This window comes from Peribacillus sp. FSL P2-0133, from assembly GCF_037975445.1.
Lineage (GTDB): Bacteria > Bacillota > Bacilli > Bacillales > DSM-1321 > Peribacillus > Peribacillus simplex_E.
Window position 1 is genome coordinate 4745786 of the sequence record NZ_CP150254.1, and the last position, 22968, is coordinate 4768753.

At 40.1% G+C, this 22968-nt stretch carries 27 protein-coding genes and 1 riboswitch; of the genes, 6 read left to right on the forward strand and 21 right to left on the reverse strand.

Annotation, left to right across the window (positions count from 1 at the left end):
• Nucleotides 1-26: 26 nt before the first annotated feature.
• Nucleotides 27-1415, forward strand: coding sequence for a PLP-dependent aminotransferase family protein (locus tag MKY17_RS22810; protein WP_098372080.1), 1389 nt, complete (start codon nt 27-29; stop codon nt 1413-1415).
• 141 nt (nt 1416-1556) lie between these two features.
• Here the strand turns inward: MKY17_RS22810 and MKY17_RS22815 are convergent, their stop codons facing one another.
• From MKY17_RS22815 to MKY17_RS22840, 6 genes are all read right to left on the reverse strand, one after another.
• Nucleotides 1557-2243 (reverse strand): MBL fold metallo-hydrolase, encoded by a 687-nt coding sequence (locus tag MKY17_RS22815; RefSeq protein WP_098372079.1) that lies wholly within the window; start codon nt 2241-2243, stop codon nt 1557-1559.
• A gap of 135 nt (nt 2244-2378) precedes the next feature.
• Nucleotides 2379-2609, reverse strand: coding sequence for a DUF3953 domain-containing protein (locus MKY17_RS22820; RefSeq protein WP_098372078.1), 231 nt, complete (start codon nt 2607-2609; stop codon nt 2379-2381).
• Nucleotides 2610-2805: 196 nt separating this feature from the next.
• Nucleotides 2806-3255, reverse strand: a complete 450-nt coding sequence (locus MKY17_RS22825; RefSeq protein ID WP_098372077.1) for an 8-oxo-dGTP diphosphatase — start codon at nt 3253-3255, stop codon at nt 2806-2808.
• 469 nt (nt 3256-3724) lie between these two features.
• Nucleotides 3725-6892 carry a bifunctional cytochrome P450/NADPH--P450 reductase gene (locus MKY17_RS22830; protein WP_098372076.1) on the reverse strand — a complete coding sequence of 1056 codons (3168 nt, stop codon included), beginning with the start codon at nt 6890-6892 and terminating at the stop codon, nt 3725-3727.
• A gap of 72 nt (nt 6893-6964) precedes the next feature.
• A complete protein-coding gene (locus tag MKY17_RS22835) occupies nt 6965-7540 on the reverse strand; it encodes a TetR/AcrR family transcriptional regulator (RefSeq protein ID WP_098372075.1) in 576 nt (191 codons plus the stop codon).
• Nucleotides 7541-7817: 277 nt separating this feature from the next.
• Complete coding sequence (locus MKY17_RS22840) at nt 7818-8138, reverse strand: MazG-like family protein (protein ID WP_098372074.1); 321 nt, start codon at nt 8136-8138, stop codon at nt 7818-7820.
• A 97-nt stretch (nt 8139-8235) separates the two neighbouring features.
• On the opposite strand from MKY17_RS22840, the gene MKY17_RS22845 reads away from it, so the two are divergent.
• Nucleotides 8236-8817 carry a TIGR00730 family Rossman fold protein gene (locus tag MKY17_RS22845; protein WP_098372073.1) on the forward strand — a complete coding sequence of 194 codons (582 nt, stop codon included), beginning with the start codon at nt 8236-8238 and terminating at the stop codon, nt 8815-8817.
• Between the two features lie 72 nt (nt 8818-8889).
• On the opposite strand, the gene MKY17_RS22850 is transcribed toward MKY17_RS22845, so the two are convergent.
• The 3 genes from MKY17_RS22850 to MKY17_RS22860 form a co-directional block, all read right to left on the reverse strand.
• Nucleotides 8890-9306 (reverse strand): NUDIX domain-containing protein, encoded by a 417-nt coding sequence (locus MKY17_RS22850; protein WP_260397915.1) that lies wholly within the window; start codon nt 9304-9306, stop codon nt 8890-8892.
• A 33-nt stretch (nt 9307-9339) separates the two neighbouring features.
• Nucleotides 9340-9765, reverse strand: a complete 426-nt coding sequence (fabZ, locus tag MKY17_RS22855) for a 3-hydroxyacyl-ACP dehydratase FabZ (RefSeq protein WP_098372072.1) — start codon at nt 9763-9765, stop codon at nt 9340-9342.
• Between the two features lie 140 nt (nt 9766-9905).
• Entirely contained in the window at nt 9906-10520 is a 615-nt protein-coding gene (locus tag MKY17_RS22860) for an undecaprenyl-diphosphatase (protein WP_144548833.1), read from the reverse strand.
• Nucleotides 10521-10859: 339 nt separating this feature from the next.
• Between MKY17_RS22860 and MKY17_RS22865 the strand changes: the two genes are divergently transcribed.
• The 3 genes from MKY17_RS22865 (at nt 10860) to MKY17_RS22875 (ending at nt 12597) form a co-directional block, all read left to right on the forward strand.
• The gene (locus tag MKY17_RS22865; protein ID WP_339200809.1) at nt 10860-11384 is read left to right on the forward strand and encodes a histidine phosphatase family protein; all 525 of its coding nucleotides are present in this window, start codon (nt 10860-10862) and stop codon (nt 11382-11384) included.
• Between the two features lie 179 nt (nt 11385-11563).
• Nucleotides 11564-11947, forward strand: a complete 384-nt coding sequence (locus tag MKY17_RS22870; protein WP_339200810.1) for a VOC family protein — start codon at nt 11564-11566, stop codon at nt 11945-11947.
• 56 nt (nt 11948-12003) lie between these two features.
• On the forward strand, nt 12004-12597 hold the full coding sequence (locus tag MKY17_RS22875) for a dienelactone hydrolase family protein (protein WP_339200811.1): 594 nt from the start codon (nt 12004-12006) through the stop codon (nt 12595-12597).
• Nucleotides 12598-12612: 15 nt separating this feature from the next.
• On the opposite strand, the gene MKY17_RS22880 is transcribed toward MKY17_RS22875, so the two are convergent.
• The 11 genes from MKY17_RS22880 to MKY17_RS22930 all read right to left on the reverse strand — a co-directional run bounded on the left by MKY17_RS22880 (nt 12613) and on the right by MKY17_RS22930 (nt 21530).
• A complete protein-coding gene (locus MKY17_RS22880) occupies nt 12613-12807 on the reverse strand; it encodes a Fur-regulated basic protein FbpA (protein WP_098372067.1) in 195 nt (64 codons plus the stop codon).
• A 25-nt stretch (nt 12808-12832) separates the two neighbouring features.
• A complete protein-coding gene (locus MKY17_RS22885) occupies nt 12833-13042 on the reverse strand; it encodes a Fur-regulated basic protein FbpA (protein ID WP_098372066.1) in 210 nt (69 codons plus the stop codon).
• Nucleotides 13043-13250: 208 nt separating this feature from the next.
• Nucleotides 13251-14453, reverse strand: a complete 1203-nt coding sequence (locus MKY17_RS22890; protein WP_339200813.1) for a M20 family metallopeptidase — start codon at nt 14451-14453, stop codon at nt 13251-13253.
• An 81-nt stretch (nt 14454-14534) separates the two neighbouring features.
• Entirely contained in the window at nt 14535-15407 is an 873-nt protein-coding gene (locus tag MKY17_RS22895; RefSeq protein ID WP_098372064.1) for a MetQ/NlpA family ABC transporter substrate-binding protein, read from the reverse strand.
• Nucleotides 15408-15428: 21 nt separating this feature from the next.
• On the reverse strand, nt 15429-16079 hold the full coding sequence (locus MKY17_RS22900; RefSeq protein WP_053537357.1) for a methionine ABC transporter permease: 651 nt from the start codon (nt 16077-16079) through the stop codon (nt 15429-15431).
• A 13-nt stretch (nt 16080-16092) separates the two neighbouring features.
• On the reverse strand, nt 16093-17115 hold the full coding sequence (locus MKY17_RS22905) for a methionine ABC transporter ATP-binding protein (protein ID WP_098372063.1): 1023 nt from the start codon (nt 17113-17115) through the stop codon (nt 16093-16095).
• A gap of 236 nt (nt 17116-17351) precedes the next feature.
• A riboswitch (SAM riboswitch) is annotated at nt 17352-17463 on the reverse strand.
• Nucleotides 17464-17602: 139 nt separating this feature from the next.
• Nucleotides 17603-18070: a GNAT family N-acetyltransferase gene (locus MKY17_RS22910; RefSeq protein ID WP_098372062.1), complete on the reverse strand. Its 468-nt coding sequence runs from the start codon at nt 18068-18070 to the stop codon at nt 17603-17605.
• A gap of 99 nt (nt 18071-18169) precedes the next feature.
• A complete protein-coding gene (locus MKY17_RS22915; RefSeq protein ID WP_098372061.1) occupies nt 18170-18538 on the reverse strand; it encodes a DUF4440 domain-containing protein in 369 nt (122 codons plus the stop codon).
• A 34-nt stretch (nt 18539-18572) separates the two neighbouring features.
• Entirely contained in the window at nt 18573-18791 is a 219-nt protein-coding gene (locus tag MKY17_RS22920) for a hypothetical protein (RefSeq protein WP_179891093.1), read from the reverse strand.
• A gap of 245 nt (nt 18792-19036) precedes the next feature.
• On the reverse strand, nt 19037-20347 hold the full coding sequence (locus tag MKY17_RS22925; RefSeq protein WP_098372060.1) for an amidohydrolase family protein: 1311 nt from the start codon (nt 20345-20347) through the stop codon (nt 19037-19039).
• A 205-nt stretch (nt 20348-20552) separates the two neighbouring features.
• Nucleotides 20553-21530, reverse strand: coding sequence for a zinc-dependent alcohol dehydrogenase family protein (locus MKY17_RS22930; protein WP_098372059.1), 978 nt, complete (start codon nt 21528-21530; stop codon nt 20553-20555).
• Between the two features lie 214 nt (nt 21531-21744).
• On the opposite strand from MKY17_RS22930, the gene MKY17_RS22935 reads away from it, so the two are divergent.
• Entirely contained in the window at nt 21745-22083 is a 339-nt protein-coding gene (locus MKY17_RS22935) for a YmaF family protein (RefSeq protein ID WP_098372058.1), read from the forward strand.
• A gap of 85 nt (nt 22084-22168) precedes the next feature.
• On the opposite strand, the gene MKY17_RS22940 is transcribed toward MKY17_RS22935, so the two are convergent.
• The gene (locus tag MKY17_RS22940; protein WP_098372057.1) at nt 22169-22960 is read right to left on the reverse strand and encodes an ABC transporter ATP-binding protein; all 792 of its coding nucleotides are present in this window, start codon (nt 22958-22960) and stop codon (nt 22169-22171) included.
• Between the last annotated feature and the right edge of the window lie 8 nt (nt 22961-22968).

Genomic DNA, 22968 nt, shown 5'->3' on the forward strand with positions numbered 1-22968 from the left:
ATGGAATAAGATCGTTGAGGTGAAGTATGCCAGTAAATTCATTTGACAATTATCCAATGTCTTGGAAACCTGATAAGAAAGCATTAAAGCGTCCTTTTTATAAATCTCTTGCATCATTACTTGAACAAGATATAACAAATGGCTTTTTAGCACCTGGAACAAAGTTGCCACCGCAACGAGAATTGGCAGATTTTCTTGATTTAAACTTCACCACCATTACCCGCTCCTACAAAATATGCGAGGCAAAGGGATTAATATATGCCGTTACGGGAAGCGGAACCTTTGTGGCTCCCAATGCCACTCGTTCTATAACCATTTCCGCGGATAAAACGGCAAACAGCATTGATCTTGGCTTTGTGGCATCTTTTGAGCAAACCAATGATATTGTATCAGAAACTATTCAAAAAACTGTGAACAAAAGTTATTTGGAGCAGCTGCTGAATTACAACGATCCGACTGGTATTCCACATCAAAAAACAGCAGCCCTAAACTGGATGGAATCTTTCGGCATTCACGCGGATCAAGAGCATATGGCAATCGTTTCCGGTGCCCAAAATGCATTGGCAGTTGCCCTGGCTGCATTGTTTGAGCCTGGTAATAGAATTGCAACCGACTTATACACATATTCAAACTTCATCGAGTTGGCAAAGATGTTCCATATTAAGTTAGTGTCCATTCCCGGAGACCAGTTCGGAATGCTGCCAGACGAACTTGAAAAGCAGTGTTGTCAAATAAATATTAACGGCATTTTTCTGATGCCCTCTTGCAACAATCCAACCACAATCATGATGTCAGATATTCGAAAGCAAGAAATAGCTGCGGTCATCCGTAAGCATCGTTTAATTTTGATTGAGGATGATATCCATGCATTTCTGACGGCAGGCATTATCTCCGATTACCGGCAGCCTATGTATCATTTGCTTCCAGAACAGAGCGTTTATATTTGCGGCACCTCTAAGTCAATATGTTCTGGATTAAGGGTTGCCTATATGGTCTATGGGGATGTATTGCGCGAGAAAATTTCCCAGGCCATTTTCAACATAAATGTAAAGACCTCTTCTTTTGATGCAGAGGTTATTACAGAGCTTATCCTATCAGGAAAGGCTCATGAAATTGTTTCTCAAAAGAAGCAGCTTTCACAGACTGCAAATGATATTTATTCGGAATATTTTCCTTTAAGAAAGGATGTTGGACATCCTCTCAGTCTTTATCGTTGGCTTCCCATTCAAGGACATAACGATGCATTACAGCTGGAAACGGATCTGAAAAGGCGCGGTATTCGAGTTTTTCATTCCAATCGTTTCCAAAGCGGGCAGACCACCCCTGATATGTACTTGCGTATTGCATTATCTTCTACAAACTCATTTGATGAGCTAAAAATAGGATTGGACATATTAAAACAGTATCTCAACTGATTCAAAGATCGAAAAATCGAATCTTTTTAAAAAACGTTCCAGGTGATTTCAGAAATCCGCTCCCTTTCCGCCGACTGTCTGCCAAGCCCGGACCGCCCGCGGAAAGCGAGTGCCTTAAGTGGAAATCAAATTTTATAACCGTCATAAAGTGAATGTCCCACCATGATAACAATAGTAATTTTCAGCTTTAAGATCTTTAATCTTTCTTAAAGACTGTTCTGCTTCCTCGACATTTAAACAAAATTGTGGATTAGCAATGCCCAATTCATGATTCTCTTTAACAGCTGCATCACCTGATATTACACTATTTAAACTTGGAAAAAATAATGAAATATGCCCTGAGGTATGCCCTGGTGTTGCTACTACCCTGCATTCGTTATCTAAAATCAAATCACCATCATGTACCTTTTCATCAATTGAAATATGCTTCAATTTCTTTAATTGTTGTATAAACCATTTACCGAATTCGATTTCTTGATTTGGCATATTTTCTAGCATTTCTTCGGCTTGAACCAATCTCTCTGACTTCATTTCACCACTAATAAATTTCGATTCTACTTCACTAGCTATAATGTTAATCAGAGGATACTTCTCCTTGAAATCAAATAAGGAACCTATATGATCAATATCATAATGAGTAATGATTATATTCTTTAAATTCTTCATTTCATAACCATTTTTTATAATTTCATTTTCAATTAAAGGTAAAAAATCAGGATAACCTGTATCGACCAAAGTTAGTTCATTTTTCCTTATAATCAAGCTAGGATTAATGTAGTTTTTTTGCCCATTAAATTCAAATTCAATTGGCAGTTCTATTATCTTCATTTCCTCATCCAACCTCCCGTTTGTGATAACCGAATATTCTATATATTATCCAACTATTAATTTTAACAAAATATCCCTTTAATTGCGTAACAAAAAGGGTGATGCAACGACCTAGTTATTGAAGTAAAGAACCTGTTAGTTCAAAAAGAAACCCTGTATGGAAACAAAGAAAAGAAACAATGAGACAACAACGCACCCCAAAAATCCTCCTTTTCTATCTTTTTGAAGTTCGACCAATCCCATTACTAACATAAGTGCGCCCAAGAACAACATAGAATACGGCATCAACTCGAAATTTCTAGTAATTAGTTGATAGGCTGATAAAGCAAGAACGATTATTACTAAGATGAGTTTAACTATTTTCAAGAATATTTCCCCTTAAGTACTATTTTTTTAAATCATACCAGTTAACACCTCTTCATTGTGTAGAAAATGGAATTTCCTTCATTCACTAACCCACTTTTCTGCAATAAAAATCCGACTGGCTTTTTATTCGAGAATGAGCTTTAACTTATTGAAAGGGATACTAAGTAGGTAGTATCCCTTTTTAAGTAAGGCTGGTTCATGAAATATATGTCTGGCCATTTTTGTAAGTGAATGCATAGTTTCCTTCTTTTTTCAATAAAACCGGCAAATACTGCGCAACCATCTCAGCAATTCCGAGATTAAGCGGGTGAAGTATCCAATCAATGGATTTCCAATCAAGAATGCCTTCCCGCGTTTTTTTCGGTGTTTCATATATTAAATCCTCATCCGCCATATACAAATATACATATATTCCCTCCAATTCACCTTCTGGAGTTACCCAGGTAACCGTTCCTTTAGAAAAAAAGGTCTCTACCTCTATGCCCGTTTCCTCAAATACCTCACGCTGTGCACCTATATCAGGTGTTTCACCTTTCTCGATTTTGCCCCCCACCCCGTTCCAAACACCCATAATAGGAGCTTTCTCCCGGTTAAGCATGAGTAGTTCATTATTCTTCTTTACAAAACAAACCGTATACTTAAACATTTTTCAAAGTGACCCCTTTATCTTCAATTAACCACATGGCCGTGTACTGTTTTACTCGTGAATTTCCCACTATATTTCGGTCTATATAAGTAGGAAAGGTCTTAACCAAACATTCTAATACAATTTGTCCACTAATAAAAACTTTAGCTTTTCTCAACATTAACAATGAATAAAGAATCCGTAAACGCTCTCCGCCAATGTATGAATGCACTCCCCATTAGTTCCAATTCTTCTATTTTCAGCGCATTAACTCGTGAATTCGAGCGATATATACCTGAGTTTGCGCTGTTTACTAGTGAATTCGCATTTTACTCGTGAGTTTCCGCTATTTACTCGTGAGTTTTGCTGTTTTACTCGTGAATTTACATTGTTTACTCGTAAGTTTTGCTGTTTTACTCGTGGATTCGTTTTTTTATCATTACCGCATAAAGAAAGCAGCGATTCCCTTAAGAATCGCTGCACCTCCTATTTATGCTCCTGCCCAAACATCTTTCGCATATCTGCCATTTTCCTCTAATAGTTGCAGCCATACTGTGGCTTCTTCTTTCGATGTTTGATAGAAATGCATATAGCTTTCGATTAGTGTTCGTTCAACATCAGGTGCCATTTTGCTTCCGTCTCCGCAGATGTATAGATGTCCTCCTTCTTTTAATAAAGGAAGGATGTCATGGGCGTTTTCCGCTAATCTGTTCTGGACATATGTTTTTTCTTGACCAGGACATCTTGAGTAAGCGGTGTGCAGTGTTACAAGGCCTTCTTGTTCGGCTTGCACGAGTTCTTCTTGATAGAGGAAATCATGTTCCGGATTACGGCATCCAAAGTAAAGGTGAGCAGTCCCTAAAGTTTCACCTTTTTCTTTCAAAACGCGACGTGCCTGTATGAATCCCCTGAATGGTGCAATTCCTGTTCCAGGGCCAATCATGATGATTGGTTTTCCTGTTTTCTCTGGAAGTTGGAAATTGGATTGCGGCGTATTGATAAAGCAGGCTATTTTGTCTCCTTGGAAGCGTTCTGCCAAATAATTCGATGCAATTCCTTTGTATTCCCCGTTTCCGCTCAAAGCTTCTCCACGGACGACGCTGACGGTGATACTTGCTTCTCCTTCGTTGTGGAGTGGTGAGCTTGAGATAGAATAGTATCTTGCTTTTAAAGGTGGCAGTAAAGCCAGGAAACGTTCAAATGGGATTTCACATGCAAGATACTTTTCAATAAGGTCAAGCATGGTTATGCGCTTGTTCAGGATTTCTTGTTTATAGGTACTGTCCAAAAGAAGATCTTCAAGCTCTTTTATATGTGGAGGACATACCGTATAAGTGGCAAGCGCCCGAATTTGAGACCGGGTGGCGGGTTCTTGGAACTCCACATAGTTTGATAGTAATTCTTCTAGTTTTACCGGTTTTCCTGTAGGAAGATGGGCAGCTTTTCCGGAATCCCCAGTTAGATTTACGTAATCTTGGCCTTTTAGGTTAAATCGACTGAGCACTCGCTCGACAAGTTCCGATGGATTTTGCGGAAGAACCCCGAGATGATCGCCTTCCTGATAATGTATTCCCTCTGGCAGAGTTAATTCTATATGCCGTGTACTTCTTCCGCTATCTACATGTTGTAAATCAAAATTCCTTTTTACAATGGAAGTAAAAGCATGATGGGTGCGGGCAAGTGGTGTGCCGCTCACATCACTTACGAAGTTCATCGTAATCGAGCTGACTACCCGATCATTCCTATTCACTTCAATGTTCAGGGTTTTGGCAAGATTCGGCCAAAGGGCTTCTGTCCATTTCTCGTAATCCCCTTCAAAGTCATCGCTTGCATCTCCATAGCCTGTTTCTGACAGCCGCACTGCTCCTTTTTGTTCCAGCCGCTCATCAATGAAGATTGGAATGCGTTGGTACGTATTGGCCCAATTGCGGTCCCCGCAGCCGAAGATCGCATAGTGAACACCATCCAATGTGTTACCCTCGCTTTCCTTCAGCCATGAAACGAAGTCACCTGCATTATCCGGGGGATTTCCATTATAAGATGCCGAGACTATAAGAACAGCTCCTTCTTTGGGAAGCCTATTGGTGTAATCATTTAAAGGGGCAACCTCGGCATTGAAGCCTTGTCGCTTTCCTGTTTCGGCAAGGTCACGAGCAAGCCCTTCCGCTGTTCCCATATTTGATCCAAACAGGACGAGTAATGGTGTCCCATGTGCTGATTCGATTGGAGATACCGTGGCTCCTTTGTCCGCTGACTTTGATTCTGGAGAAGCAGCGGTAAATGACATTGTCGGCTTCCTCGGTGAAACGCGCATGGTCAATCCGTCCGGTTTGAGAGTCAAAGTTTCTTTAACATCCAATTGATATTCTTCATGATCAATCAAGTCAAAGTGCTGTAAAACCATGCCGAGCACCAGTGTCGCTTCATGAAGGGCAAACTGCTGTCCGATACAGGCGCGCTGCCCGTTTCCAAACGGTTTATAAGCATGATAAGGGATGGTATCCAAATCCTCGAACCGCTCAGGAATGAACGATTCAACGTCATCACCCCAAACAGATGGATCACGGTGAAGCTCGGGAATAAGCAGCGAGAACACATCACCTTTCTTCACATTATATTTTCCACCCAGCATGGTATCTTTTTTTGCATAAACGGAAAACGCCGGAGCTGTCGGCCACAGACGAAGCGTTTCATTTAGCACCATCCGGACATATTTCAGCTTTTTCACTTGTTTGTAATCAGGAACATCATCACCCAGCACTTCATCGACTTCCTGCTGCGCTTTTCTTAACTTGTCTCTGTTATTCATGAGGAAATAGATGGCAAACGATAGGAGACCGCTCGTCGTTTCATGCCCAGCTATTAAAAAGGTAATGATTTGAAAACGAATATTTTCATCATCCAGTGATACACCTGTTTCGGGATCGACTCCTTTCAACATATGGGAAAGGAGGTCATCTTCTCCCTGATCACCATTTTGTTTTCGGTCAGCAATCAATTCATCCACTAGAGAGAACATATATTGAATGTCTTCCCTGAATTGTTTTTTAGATTTGATCATCAGTTTATCTTGGATGCCAAGCCGCTGCGTTTGGCTCATCGCTTCATCCAACGCACGCACCATACTGGTGACAAAAGGATGGGTGGTCTCCCGATAAAAACTGTTAAAACGGTAATTGAACCCGCAGAGTCCGATCGTATCCAAGGTCAATCGTGTCATATCTTCAGGAACATCTATCTCATCAGCCGGATTCAGGCGGGCCCATTTTTGAATGAGTTGGGTAGCAAGATCCACCATTTTGGCATGATATCCCTTCATTGCTTGCTGGCTAAAGCTGGGCAGCAGGATGTTATGGGCCTTTTTCCAATTCGGCTCCGTCGTTTCACTTGTGAAAAGGCCATCGCCGCCGAATGCTCTCACTTTTTGTAGGGCTGGACCGACTTTCTTATCAAACCTTGTTTCATCACAAATTTCTTTTGCGAGGGCAGCACTTGATACGAATGTAGTGATTCGACCCGGAAATTGAAACTGAAAAACCGGCCCAAGTTCTCGTGCCAGCTTCATGAAAGACTGAAGCGGCTTATCCTTATCAATGATAGGCAGGCTGCCTAGGGGGCCATATGTCTTTGGCTGTGGAAACTGAGTTGTGTTTTCCATTTTATTAGCACCTCTTTACAATAGTTTAGAATGCGGAATGAACGTTCATTCCGTTTACATGTTAAAAATTTTTCAAGCGTGCAATCGGACTGCATCCCAAAAGCTTTCTTCCACATCTGCCAAAAGTTTTGGTTCAGGTTCTAACTCCCCGATGCGAACAAGTCGCTCAAGCTCAAGAAAAGCTCCATAAATGATGGCAATCAAAGCTGAAGAAGGAAGCTCCTTTATTTCTTTTTTCTCTTTTCCTGACTCAAAGAAATTTTTAAATATATCCAATAGCCCTTGAAAGCTAGCATGACTATCTTCATTTAAAAAATGGGCTCCACTATGTATTTTAATAAAATAAAGTGCTTGGTCCTGCTCGGTTGTAAAGTGAACCATTGATTTAAAAATATGGTGAAACTGATTGCGAATTGAATCATCATGAGGAAATCCATTCTTGACCGTTTCAGTGAAAATATCCAAGTACTCTTGAAAAATCTTGTTGCCCAGCACTTCCTTATTCTCGAAATAACGATAAATGGTACCCGCTCCAACTCCTGCCGATGTAGCAATCATCGGGATCGTTGTCGCATCATATCCCCGTTCTGCGAATAGCACTAAAGCGCTAGATACTATACTGTCTCGTTTATTTATTGCAGTGATCATAATGATTCACCCCTTTTTTCATAAGATGCGGAATGAATGTTCATTCCTCTTTAGTGTAAGTGTATACCCAATAAAATCCCATCTCAATCGCGCATACTACCCATATTTTGTGAATTATTTGTTAACGGAGGGGGATAAAAGTCTGAAATTATTTCTTTTTGAGGAATTAAATGGGTACTACAAACTATCGTTTGCCCATAAAAAAAAAGCTGATAGTCACAGCTCTTCAAGTTAAAAACAGGATGATTTTCATGTTAATCAATTAAATCAAAGGAATTTATGCATGATAATAGCGGTCAGATAGTTTCTTTTTATGGGCATTGAACACTTCTTCCAATGGGATATTGTACTTGTTCGCAATCACAATCAAGTTTCCTAGCACATCTCCCAATTCTTCGGTTAACTCCTGTTTGTTTTCTTCATACGAACCAATAACCTCATCAGGTCTATCCCTGCCAATTTCAAGGGAGCGAATGGCTCGTGCCACCTCGCCGGTTTCTTCTGCCAAAAAGCCAATGCGAATGAAAATGTCCAATTCTGACCATCCTCGTGCTTCATAATAATCTTTTACCCATTGTTGAAATTCAGTGACGTTCATATTCATCCACCTTTCAGTTAGATGATTCAAGTTTAACAAATCTTCCTGAATTTTGTATGATAAGAAGGGAAGATTACTAAATGGGAGATGTGATATTTTGAAAAGTCTAGCTGTATTTTGTGGATCAAGCAAAGGTGCATCTGCTGTCTATGTAGATGAGGCTAAAAAACTGGGTGCGGAACTGGCAAAACGTAATATTACCCTTGTCTATGGAGGCTCAAGTGTAGGAATCATGGGTGCAGTTGCAGATTCCGTTCTGGAAGCAGGAGGAAATGTAATTGGAGTCATGCCAGAATTTCTAGAAAAAAAAGAAATAGCCCATAAGAACTTAACTGAATTGATCGTCGTGGAATCCATGCATGAAAGAAAAGCAAAAATGGCTGAGCTTGCAGATGGGTTCATGGTCTTGCCAGGCGGGCCAGGAACATTGGAAGAATTCTTTGAGATTTTCACTTGGGCTCAGCTTGGTCTTCATCAAAAACCTTGCGGACTCTTAAATATCAATCACTATTATGATCCTTTGGTCGCTTTATTCAATCATATGTCCGACGAACAGTTCCTGCATGAAAAATTCCGTTCCATGGCGCTGGTAGATGTTGAACCAAATGGACTGCTTGATCAATTTAATACATATGAACCGCCAACCGTAAAAACTTTCATTACCGAAAAACAAACCTGACCATTAAAAAACAACCGGCCAAGATCAATAATGACCTTGGCCAGTTGTGATAAACTGCTGCGGACTGAAGGGTTAATTGAATATCAGGTTTAAATAATCTCCATGCCCTTTAATAAGTTGCACTTCATGTTCGGATGAGATCCAGAAGAAATGAAATATCAGCCCCTCTTCATCTCCTCCACCTGTTGGCCGATGATCCCATTCATCAGGAACATTGTATACACGTAATTGATAAAAATATCTATTATGTATGGCACCATCAACGTTCTCCCAAAAATCTTCCGCAATCAATTTCTCCACATGAAAATTTTCCAGACCTGTTTCTTCTTTCATTTCCCTAATCACAGCTTGGTAAGGATCTTCCTGAGGCATCACTGTTCCCTTTGGTATCTGTATCCCCGCTTCCCTAATGGGATGTTGAAAAACCAATACCTGTGTTTCTCCATTTTTGATTCTTGTCACATACCCGTAGGCTTTTTTTATCGGCATCACCATCATTCCCCCGTTATTGCACATGATAGATCAATCACCAAAAGCAAATATGAGCTCTGTCTCGCATACAGTTTCTCCATCGACAGTAGCCCTTCCTTTTCCTTTACCGATAGGACCTTTCAAGCGAGTAATCTCTACTTCTAAACGTAATTGGTCCCCTGGCCTTACTTGCTTTTTAAAGCGACATCCATCGATACCAGCCAAAAGCCCAATCCGCCCTTTATTTTCTTCTTTTGTAAGCATAACAACAGCACTTACCTGTGCTAATGCCTCCACGATCAATACACCTGGCATCACTGGGTAATTTAGAAAATGCCCATTGAAAAACTCTTCATTTGCTGTGACATTTTTAATGGCCACCGCTCTCTTTCCTTCTTCCAATTCCAAAACTCTATCAACTAAAAGAAACGGATAGCGATGCCTGATAATGTCTTTGATTTCTTGGATATCAATCAATATTACGTCCCCCATTGCGATAGATTGCTTTCGCTTTATTTTACCACCAGTATCATAATGTGGATATTTTTGTATTTACCAAACTACACTTCTTTCAATAAAAAAAGGCTGCCTGAGCAACCCTTTTATTTTGATTCCGCTTACAAATTCTTTGATTTTTTTTCCTTTGATTTAGTTAACGGGGCTAGAACCATTTGTTCATACCTCTCATAACCCCCTAATAATTTATGAATCAAGCTTATTTTAGGAACAACAAGGTAAACCACCAATCCTGAAATGGTGCTTAGGATAGCTCCTGCCAGCACATCCGCCGGAAAGTGGACACCTACCCAAATACGGGAAATGCCAACAAGGAAAGCCAGCATGATCCATAACAACCACCAACCTCTTTTGAAAAGCCAAAAGGAGACACAAAACGAGAAAAACAAAATGGTATGGTCGCTTGGAAATGAATTATCCACTGCCTTTTCAATTAACTTATTAACATTGGTCAATTCAGCAAATGGCTGATTGTTTGAATGCAATTTCCCTGCCATTTTCCCCATCATTTCGGCTATTACAAACGTAACCATCCCACAAACAACCATCATTCTACTCTGTTCATTTCGAGTGAACCATAATACGATGACAGCTAAAGCTAATAAAAAAACCATGTACTCGGCAATGAAAATGGCAGAAGGGTTTAAATAAGCGTATTGTTTCCCTAAGTCATTGATCATTCTAAATACATTGATATTCAGCTCAAAAAAATCCATTTCATACCCAACCTTCCTCTTTTTCTTACATATTAAAGAGAAAGGAAGTAAATCTCCATCGTTCTTCCTAACAGTTTAATCCATTATATTACATTTTCGTCACCTGGTTGTTATAGTTGTTCAAGGTGGAATTAAACTAGGAGGCTTTACTTATCTTCATGGAGTGAGGAAGTTTACTTGTTAAAAGCACCACAATCATATATTCGTGTAAAAAAAGGACATTATACGATCTTATAACTAGAGTTATGACTAATAGCTCAAGTTTTATTCTTTTAAAGGTTTTATTAAAGTTGAATAGAAGTATAAATTGGAATAAATAAACAAAATCGAGGTGATATCTTGCAGATATTATTAATTCGGCATGGTGAGTCAGAAGACGATTTTCTAGAAGAAAATTACGAAGGAACTACTGATTTGCCACTAACCATCAAAGGAATTGAACAAGTAGAAAAAATGTGCAGACGTGTCTCTAAAGAGTTTCCACCAGAATACATTTGGTCAAGTACCTTGCTTCGTGCTAGTAAAACTGCCGAAACTTTATCAAATACTATCAAATGTCCAGTCACACTCTTGGAAGATTTACGTGAGATGCAGGATAGGGAGAATAATTTAGATTTTAGATTACGAGCTCAAAATGTACTCACTTATATTAGAGAGAACAGTGCAAATTATAAACGAATTGCCATTATATCCCACGGAGGGGTAATTACTAAAATAATTGAAAGCTTTCTTCAATTACCACCCGCAATTAATGATGTGTGGTTCAATTCTCATAATACAGGAATACATCTTCTTGAGTATACTGATCATCCATACAAACTTATAAGATTTTCAAATAGTACTACGCATTTGGAATATAACTAACGATAAGGGCTGTCTTATACACCTTTTCTTTATGTTAAAAGGGGAAAAGGCTGATACGCATAAAAAAAATGGGCGTTTCTGTGCAGCTGTTGAATATGTAAGTCTACTCAATGATTAAAAAAGGTTTTTATGGAGATTCGTTGAATTCTTAGGTAAGGTTCAATGAAAGGTGGTAAAGTATGGAATCAATAAATTCTCCTATTTACCCTAAAGTTAACAATGTTTTCATTCATGTTAAAGATTTAAAGAAATCAGCTGGATGGTATTGTAATCTCCTTGGCATTCCTCATAATAGTGATTCTGTAGAATCTCCTGTTTACAATATTCCTATAACAAATGAAACTGGATTAACGTTAGACGACCATACATTTGATCCTGATTTTAGATTCGAACCATCCAGCAATGTATTGTTTAATTTTTACGTAAAGGATATAGACGAAGCCTATAAATTCATTAATAGTAATAACATATCTATTGCTAAAGAAATAGAGCGTATTGGGGATTTTGCATATTTTAACTTTCAAGATCCTGATGGTAATGTACTCATGATTTGTAATTGTTAAGGATGAAAAGAATTGGTAGGCTTTTATATATCTAGTTTAGTTTAGGGAGGGTAAACATGCTGCACATACAGAAGAAGTCCGATACTGTCATTATTGTCATTCACGAAATATATGGACTGAACCTACATATGCAGGGTTTTTGTGAGTCAATATCAAAACAGGGTTTTGATGTGATCTGTCCGGATTTGTTAGAACGTGAGACGCCTTTTGATTATTCCCAAGAGGAAGCTGCCTATCGTCATTTTATGGAGAACGTAGGTTTCACAGGCGCCTTACATAAAATAAAGGAAATATTAGCGGATATAAAAGATGTATACCAAAAGATTTTCATCCTTGGATTCAGTGCAGGGGCAACTGTAGCTTGGCTGTGCAGTGAGGAAGAGTGTGTCGATGGAATAGTTGGTTACTATGGTTCGCGTATAAGGAATTATGCGGAATTAGCGCCACAATGCCCTGCATTGCTATTTTTCCCATTAGAGGAGCCATCATTTAATGTGGACGAGTTAATTTCAGCTTTGGAAATAAAGAATGTCGAAGTTCATAAATTCAGCGGAAAACACGGATTCAGCGACCCTTACAACTCAAACTATCATGCAGAATCAGCACAGAAAGCCGTTAGCAAAATGATGAAATTTTTTATGAAGAATTAAGGTTCCACATTCAGCCTAATGCCGTTTTGCATTGATCCATTGTATCGAACCTGCATCACTATGGGGATGACAGTCATTTTGAACCTTTTTATATTCTATTTCCAATTCTTTTAAGGTTAACTTCATCAGCTGTTCCACACTCTTATTTACAGTATGGATCATAAGTTTATAGATCAATTCTTTCCGCCTTTCTTCCACGCCCTTCTTCATTTCACCCTCTCCTTTTATTCTGATTTTATATGAAATGATGTATCCTCAGACAGGGGGAATGATCATCGGATTCCTTCTCTTCGATTTTACTTATTTTAATATATTCATTCTCTAAATCGGTTAAGGTTAATTCAAAAAGATGGATGTCATTCTTTTTATAAACTCCCTTGTTAATCAACTTGTTGATTAGAAAGTTTCTTTTTTTCTCAATCGCTTTACGTAATAATATCCCCATGATAAATCCCCCTTTATAGGATGTATTGAAAGAGAATCTTTCCACTTGCCCATTCACAAAAAAAACCGGAGACACCTCTTTACATGAAAGAAAAGTCTCCGGTTTTCCGGTCAATTAACCTATAATTCCTATTTAATTACTTGGTATTGTTATTTTTATAATACTAACTCTGTGATCCACAGTCAACAATTTTTTTCCTGCATCTTATTTATTTTTGCTTCGCTTCATGAAATGCTGATTTCACTTTACCCAACAGGTCTTTATCCGAAATCAATTTATACCCTGTAAGTGCAAGGGCTTTTGCTCCGGTCAGGATGGCTTTGTCTCCAGCAGGAGATTTGGCACAGTCGCGGAATTCATTCGTATGGGCAATCAGCTCATCATGGCCAATTTTTATATAAGGATGTGCTGTCGGCACTACATGGCTTACATTACCAGCATCCGTCGAACCAAAGCCACTCTCTTTTCGAGGACCCACTGCTTCCCCTAATTGAGCCAGTTCTTCTTTTAACAGTTCATCCAGAACTGGATTAATGACAAAATCGAGTACTTCATTTTGGAAACGTTCAACTCTAACCGTACTTCCTGTGGCAAGTGCTGCCCCTTCGGCAACAGCACGTATTTTATTGGATACTTCTTGGCAAAGTTTCCATGTTGTTGCTCTAATGTAAAACCTGGCGGAAGCATATTCAGGAATAATGTTAGGCGCTTCCCCGCCATTGGTGATGATTCCGTGAATCTTGACCTCGGCTGGGAGCTGCTGACGCAAAGCATTAATGCCATTGAACAGCTGAATCACCGCGTCAAGTGCATTCACGCCTTCTTCAGGTGCAGCTGCTGCATGTGCTGACTTCCCGTAAAAATGAAAATCAAGGGGGTCGACTGCCAAAAATGGACTTGTGACACGCGTTTGCCCGCCTGGATGGATAAGAATTGCCGCATCCACCCCATCAAATAGACCGTGCTTCACAAAGCTGCCTTTTGCGCTTCCATTCGGGCCGCCCTCTTCTGCCGGCGTTCCGAAAACAATCACCTCTCCGCCCGTTTCCTCCAGCACTTGAGCCAAGGAAATGCCCGCTGCAACACTCGTTGTGCCGATGATATTATGGCCGCAAGCATGACCTAAACCTGGCAATGCATCATACTCGGCTAAAAAGGCAATTGTGGGTCCTTTCTTCGAAGAGGTTTTTTTTGCGATGAATCCTGTTTCATGTCCGGCTATATTGCGGGTCACTTCAAATCCTTCATTTCGAAGTATTCCGGTTAATGTATCCGAAGCGAAGAATTCTTGATTCCCAATTTCGGGTTTGGCATGAATGGCTTGACTCGTTTCGATATATAATTTGGAATGAAGGTCGATGTGATCTTCAATGATCTGCTGATGCTGCTTCTGCACTAATTCTCTCGCCATATTCTAATCTCCCCTTTTTGGTTTAAGGAACCGGATAAGCACCTTGACTCCATCCGGCATTCCTTCACTTGTTCTAAATCATTATTTTTCATTAGCTGGTTTTGTCCAAGCATCCTGGTAATTCAATAATTCATCTACAGAAACATATGCAGGAATGGTGTTTCCTTTAAACGTTTTTTCAATGAACGCTTCCACTTTTTTCGATTGATAAAGCTCCACTAATTTTTGCAGTTCAGGACGATCGGCATTACCCTTTTTAACTGCAATGATATTAATATATGGTTTCGCCGTTTTACTTTCATGGAATAAAGAATCTTTTAAAGTAAGGCCTGCTTCGACAGCAAAGTTATTATTGATGGCTGAAGCATCGGCATCATCCAATAGACGCGGTGTATTGCCTGCAGCAACAGGTTGGATTTTCAAGTTTTTCGGATTTTCCTTAATAATTTCCAATGATCCCGATCCATTGAATTCCTCTTTCAATGTAATCAATCCAGCTTCCTGAAGAAGAAGTAGTGCACGGCCAAAGTTTGTTGCTTCATTCGGAACGGCAATCGTAGCGCCATCCGGAAGATCCTTGAGATTTTTATGTTTTTTCGAATAAAGGCCCATAGGCGCAATGACAGTCGACCCGATGGCCTCTAATTTTAGATTTTGATCTTGAACGAATTCATCGAAGTAAGCGACCGTTTGGAATGAATTAGCATCAATTTCACCTTCACTTAAAGCAAGGTTCGGTTGGATATAATCATTGAAAGTGACCAGTTCGATATTAAGCCCTTCCTCTTTCGCTATGTCGACAATGTATTCCCATGTTCTTGTATCCCCGCTGCTGACACCGACTTTTACTGTTTTCACATCATCCGAACCGCCTGATGCACCTTCTTCTTTCCCGCATGCTGCAGACACGATGGCCAATGCCAATACTATGATCGTTAATAAGATTTTCTTCATTTCTCCTACCTCCTGTTATTTTTATCTTCTTCTGATTTTTCTTGAAACAAAATTCCCGGTGGATTGCAATAATTGAACGATGATCACGAGCGCCGCCACTGTGACGATCATCGTCATCGTATCAAACCTTTGATAACCGTAAGCCAAAGCTAAATCTCCGACCCCGCCTGCACCGACGGCACCTGCCATGGCCGTAGATCCAACAAGCCCGATTGTCGCTGTTGTAAATGTAAGGATCAACGAACTGAGTCCCTCGGGAATCAAAAAGCGATAAATGATTTGCCATGTCGTCGCCCCCATCGCCTGAGCTGCCTCGATGATCCCTTTGTCCACTTCCAACAGGGAGTTCTCCACAAGCCTGGCGATATAAGGAGCCGCGTAAAAGATTAGCGGAACAATGGCCGCATTCGTTCCGATTGCACTGCCTACAATCATTCTTGTAAACGGAATAAGTGCTACAAGCAAGATGATGAAAGGAACCGACCGCAATATATTGATGATCGGGTTCAATACATTAAAGACCCATTTATTCTCCAGGATGTGACCCTTTCTTGTAATGACAAGCAGGATACCGAGCGGAAGCCCAATCAATCCGGAAAATACCAATGAGATGGCTACCATATAAAGTGTGTCACCGAAAGCTGTCGACAGCTGATCTGCCGTTATTTCCATTCCCCAAAGCGTATTACCCATTTATCTGCACCTCCTGGACGAGAATCCCCTCATCTTTAATATATTGATAAGCCTTGTCCACCTCATTTTTGTTCCCGGTCACTTCGATGATCAAATTCCCGAAAGGCGTTTCCTGAATTTCAGAAATATTGGCTGATAAGACACTTAAATGAACATCATATTTCTTCGAGATGGTTGAAAGTAAAGGAGTACCCGAAGTAGTCCCAATAAAATTAATTTTCCAAATAATCGGGATATGGGACCCTATGCTTTTTAGGAAACTTTGTGGAATTTCGTCATGTATGACCGTTCTCACGAAGTTTTTTGCAATATCCGTTTGCGGCTTCGCAAACACTTCGAAAACCGAACCTTGTTCAACGACGCATCCGCCCTCCATGACCGCTACCTTATTGCAAATTTCCCTGATGACAGACATCTCATGAGTGATTAGCAGAATGGTAATATTGTATTCTTTATTGATTTTCTTTAAGAGCTGCAGAACAGCACTCGTTGTTTGTGGATCCAATGCCGATGTAGCTTCATCACACAATAAGATCGATGGATTTGTAGCCAATGCTCTCGCAATGCCGATCCGCTGCTTTTGACCGCCGGATAATTGTTCCGGATAACTCTTTGCTTTGCTTGATAAGCCAACGAACTCCAACAGCTCGCCTACCCGCTTTTTGATTTCTTTACCAGGGGTTCCCGATAAAATCAGCGGCATGGCGATATTATCAAAAACGGTCTTTGAGTTTAGCAAATTGAAATGCTGAAAGATCATCCCGATTTTTTTCTTTTCTGCCCGCAATTCCTTCGCGTTCAATTTGGTTAAATCCTTGCCCCCAACAATCACCGAACCATCTGAAGGATGTTCAAGCAAATTGACCAACCTGATCAACGTACTCTTCCCGGCCCCGCTATAACCGACTACACCGAATATATCCCCCTTTTCAACCGTCAAATTAATGCCCTTCAAAGCCTCGACAGTCTGTTTCTTTGTTTGATAAACCTTTTTGACATTTTGAAACTCAATCATCCAATCTCCCCCCATGCTGTTTATTTGTACGAATTCATTATCCAGAGAAGAGCTTTGCAAAGTTTCATAATGTTAGGGTTAAATTTTTGGAATTTACGAGTAAATGCACCAATAATCCAAATAACCATATACATTTTGAATAAACAAAAGAGGCCTCTTCCGTCATCAGACAGAAGAGGCCTCTTTTAGACATAAAAAAGAGTAAACTCTTAAATTAATTATCTAAGAAAAGCTCCTTCTTATCTTTCAAACTTTCGTCCGTTGGAATTAGCACAGTATTTTTACAAAAGTAAAAACCCGCTGCCGAGGTATCATAGGGCCAAGTCCCTCCACATCTCTTGATAAGAATTAACGTTATATTTAATTATGTCCTTCACTATATATTCTAATTTCTCTAAAGTCAACCATATTTTTTTCGTTCTAAACATTTTCATAGTATAGTGAATTGACGCTCTATAAATTATATTAATATAATTTTATTTCGTTTTTATAATGTTTTACTCATTCTCCATACAGGGTATTTTTCATTTTCTTCCCTTATCTTCATCATGCCTGATTTCGTATATAAACGAATCGCCCTTCCATTTTCCGGAGAAACCCTTAAATGATATTCGGATACATTAAATTGCCTGAAAAAGTTTTCTGCGTAGCGAACCAATTCCTTGCCAAGGCCTTTACTGCGGTAATCGGGAATAAGATAAAAAAGATTCACATAGCCAATCTCCGTTCCTTCATACTCACGAATTTGAAGTTCCATTTGTCCAATCGGTTCTTGGTCCTTTTCAATGATCACCTGTCCATCCGGAAATTTGCGGACCCGTTCTTTCATTCGTTGCAGATATGTATTTTCATCTCCAAAACCATCTTCAGATCCAAAACTTACAACATAGGAATCTTTCCTGAATTTAATGATAATATCTTTATCTTTGTCCGTATCAATGGTACGAAAGATCAACTTCATTCACCTCTATCATTTTAGTAAAATAGTTTTTAAGCAAGCAAACCTAATTTTACTTACGCATTTTTATGATATTTTTTTTCATAAATAATAGGCTTAACTGGGCCCTTTCGTTTTTGTGCCTTGATGAAAAAACATTTGCCACCTTCCATTCGTACATTTCCAGATTGAACTCCTTAAGGTATGTTCCTCTTTATCTTCATCAAAAATCCGGTACGTAGTTAACACGGTATCCTCAGACAATGGATGCATATCAAATTGACTTAGTGTCATTTTCACCGCTCCGGCTCCCTCTTGCCCCAAAAAATCGCTTTTAGACCATATGTTACCCGAACTGCCGAACTCAAGGAAATCATCTTTCAATAATAATGAAAGCTCTTCTGGTGATGTACGGACTTCAGTTTTTAACAATTTCTCCTCCAGCTCATACAGATGCTCTTTTAACAACGAAGATTCACTTTCCATTCATCTCGCCCTCCTTTTCCCTCCAAGTAACAAATTAGGAAAATGGTGTATAATTAATACGTCGATTTTCATACGGTGGTGATTCTATGATCCATGCTGTCAAAGATTTTTTATCCAGTTGCTTGCTGATTACCAGTTGGTTAATATTTGCGGTCAGCAGCATTTTTTTCTTTTTTTCGTTTTTAACCGTTTTTGCCATACCTATTTTCTTATTAATATTTTTAACTGGCTTACTTTGTTTCCATATTTCCAAGAAACTGGACTCACGACGGATTTCTAAGTGTTAAGAACAATTTATTCCACAATACTTGCGGTAATTCCTTTTTGACTGCCATTCGATGCGAACTATTCCTTACTAAAACCGAATAATAAGGGCCTCAAAAAAGATCATTCCGTCCTACATCACTCCCACAGCCCATCTGCATCATTGAGTCCATAAAAAAAGGAGCTGCAAATGGCAGCTCCTTTTTCTGTGCATTCGTTTGTTTCCCATCAGTGTTATCGTGATAGGGTACCTTGCAGACGATTCGTTTCGGCGATTACTTTTTCTTCATCGATCGTTAAGCAGCGCCTTTCTTTCACGACCATCTTGCCATCGATGTATACATCACATACATCATTTCCGCGTGCTGCATAAAGCAGGTGCGAATAGGCTTCACTCAACGGCTGCAGGTGTTCTTTGTCATAAGGGTAAATGGTGATAAAATCTGCTTTTTTACCAGCTTCCAGTGATCCTGTATGGCCCATGCCTATCGCTTCGGCTCCCATTCTTGTGGCCATGGCGAGTGCTGTTTGGGCAGGAAATTTAGTGGCATCCTTATAGATTCCTTTTTGCAGTAATGCAGCTGTCCTCATTTCTTCGAACATATCGAAGTTGTTATTGGAGGCGACGCCATCTGTTGCTACTCCCACTTTAATGCCTGCATCAAGAAGGCTGACGACATCGGCAATTCCAGATCCAAGCTTCAGGTTACTGATTGGGTTATGGGCAACGCGAACATCATGCTGTTTTAGTATCGCACGCTCTTCGTCATTGAGAACCACACCGTGTGCCATCACGGTAGGCTGGTCGAACAGACCTAGACGGCGAAGGTGCTCGACAGGACGGGATCCGTAACGTTTTTCGATGTCGAGGATTTCAAAGTCCGTTTCCGATACGTGGATGTGCACCATCAAATCATTCTCTTTTGCAATCCGCGCACTTTCCATGATTGCTTCAGGTGTGCAGGCATATGGGCTATGTGGTGCGACCATGGTAGTCAGGCGGCCATCGGCAAACGTTTTATAGTTTTTTGAAAACATTTCTGCCCCCATGAGGTTCGCTTTTTGGTCTTTTTCGGTACCCAAGCTGAAGATCGTGTAGGAAAAGGCTCCGCGCATTCCTGTTTCGCCTATCGTCTCCATGACAGCACCTGCATCTATTCCATTAGGATTAAACATATCCGAAAATGTCGTGGTTCCTGATTTCATCATTTCCATAATGCCAAGCTGAGTGCTTACAGAGGCGATTTCCGTTGTAAACTGGCTTTCAAGCGGCCATATTTTCGTTTCAAGCCATGGCTTCAGCAGCATATCGTCCCCGATACCGCGTAAAAGGGTCATTACAATATGCGAATGGGCATTCACAAGGCCTGGCATGATCCATTTCCCGCCAAGGTTGACCACTTGATCTGCATCTGCCAATTGTTGTTCATCATGCTGACCAACGTAGGATATGGTATCATCTTGTACAATCATCATGCCGTTTTCAAAGATTTGATTTTCCTTGTCCATAGTAAAAAATGTAGCATTCACATATATTGTTTTCATAAGTAGTTCCTCCAAAGTCGTATCATGTAGCAACATGTTCTATTCCGCATTCTAAACTAGTACCTTACAGGTAATCAAGTAATTCCATATTATCAGGGGCCATTTCCATTTACCTTAGGAACCTATTGGAAGAGCTCCAAGATGAATGACCCCTTCAATATATCCGTTCAATCAGCAAACCGCCTTTGCAATTGAGCATGCGCAATCAGTTGCTTAAGAAAATCTTCCCTCCATTGCTCGGGACAATAATGGCTTCTTGCACATCTTGAAGGCTGTAGTAGGAAGCCGGCATCATGAACTTCAATCTTTTATCATTAATGAAACCCATCAAAAGGTTAAACGTTTCATGCCAAGTTTGAATGGAAGCCTGCTGATTCCAATGCCGAAGATGAAACATTTGAACATTCACTTTTGTCCTTTGTGAAATTTTTGCCCAATTTACAGACTGTCCTGATAAAAGGCCAATCGTTAATAAGATGCCATTAGGCCGAACACAAAAAGCTAGCTCTGAACCATCGATGCCCCCCACTGAATCTATGGCCCCTTTCGCTCCGCGCCCATTCGTCCATTCCATCACGGTATCATGCAATGATGATCGGGACGTATCGATCACATATGAAGCACCAAGCTTAAGCAGTTCTTCCGTATACTTACTGTTTCTCGTTACAGCAATCAGCTTAAATCCAAGTATCTTGGATAACTGGGCAAAGATACGGCCGATGGAAGATCCGCAAGCATTTACAAGTAATACATCACCCGGTTTCAATGCCAATACTTCTGTACAGATTAGCCATGCGGTTATCGGATTTATATATAATTGCGCTGCAATATAATCCTCGATCGAATCGGGAATGACGATGGCCAAATCCGCAGATGTTTTAACATATTCCTGCCAGGTCCCTTCACCGCGCAAAGGCAGAACACGCTTGCCTATCAGCTCTTTCGAAACCGATGGACCCACCTCTTCTACAATGCCGACCCCTTCATAACCAGGTATGGAAGGCAAGGGAATTCGGTGGGAATATGCACCGCGAATGGGCAGCAAGTCAGATGGGTTAATGGGACGTGTAGTCATCCGAACGAGGACCTCTCCTTCGGAAGGACTTTGAATAAATTTATTTTCAACTTTTAAAACCTTTTGCGGATTCCCGAACTCATAGAATTTAACACATTTGGCTTCCAAGATAATAAGCCTCCTTTAATATATAAGTCTTTCTATTTTTTATCATTTATACTGATCCCACCTGGCACTTAAAGAGCTTTTAACTCGGATTTATGTTGATGCATTGTGGTTTTCCACGTTTTAATCCTCATTCCATAAATTTGTCGTTATGAATCTTCTTATTTTTCCAAGCATATGGTTTATAAAGCGTTTGTTTATACAAGGAGGGAAGAGATTGAATAAAGTAGGAAAAGATGATTTTGTATCTGGGTTCGTACCACATCATAATCATGGATCTGTTGATTATACTTCCCTAGCGGACGGCCATGTCCATCAATGTTTAGATGTAACTTCCCCGCCAATTCCATCACAAGAGGGAGAACATATTCATTATACTGAAGGATATGTGTTATTTGAGGATGGACATACCCATTATTATAAGGCTTATTCGGGACCACCCATTCTGGTTGGAAATGGAATGCACGTTCACTATTACGATTTTTACACAACGGAAGAAGATGGGCATAGACATAGAATTAAAGGGGTCGACCAACCTGCTCCAGGGAATAAATAAGATACATGATAATTAAAAAAACATCAGGGTGATTTGAAATCCCCCTGATGTTTTTTTGCCTCGATAGTCTGACTCTAAATGCATCTCACTGATCTTGAGATAAACCAATTGGAATGCATAGGGGCGTTTGATCAACAGGATTTTCAATAATGCAGCATTCCAGTCCGAAGACGTCCTTGATCATCTCTTTTGTAAAGACCGTTTCAGGCGGTCCTTCTTTATAGATTTTCCCCTTCTTGATGCTGATCAGATGATCGGCATACTGTGCCGCTTGATTCAAATCATGCAGTACCATGACGATCGTGCGCCCATGAGTGAGGTTTAAATCGCGCAGTAATTCCAATATTTCAATTTGGTGCGCTAAATCCAGATAGGTTGTCGGTTCATCCAACAGTAATAGGTCGGTTTCTTGTACCAAAGCCATCGAAATCCATGCCCTTTGCCTTTGTCCTCCAGATAATGCATCCAATGTCCGATCAGCGAATTCCGTCATTTTTGTTGCGGATAATGCACGGTCGACAATGGCATGATCTTCCGGGGTTTGTCTGGAAAATAAGCCTTTGTGCGGATGCCTGCCATAATAGCATAGTTCTTTAACGGTTATATCTTCAGGAGCTTCCGGAGCTTGGGGTAAGATAGCCAATTTCTTTGCCACATCCTTGGAAGATTGAAGATGAATGGCTTTTCCATCTAAATAGATCGTGCCTTGCTGAGGTGTTAATAATCTGGCTAGAGACCGTAGAATGGTAGATTTGCCACAACCATTGGAACCTATGATTATACTGATCTTACCTTCAGGAATTTCCAAATCGATATTATCGATGATTTGAGTTGATCCATAAGAGAGGGAAAGATGCTCTGCTGATAATGTTGTCATGATATTCA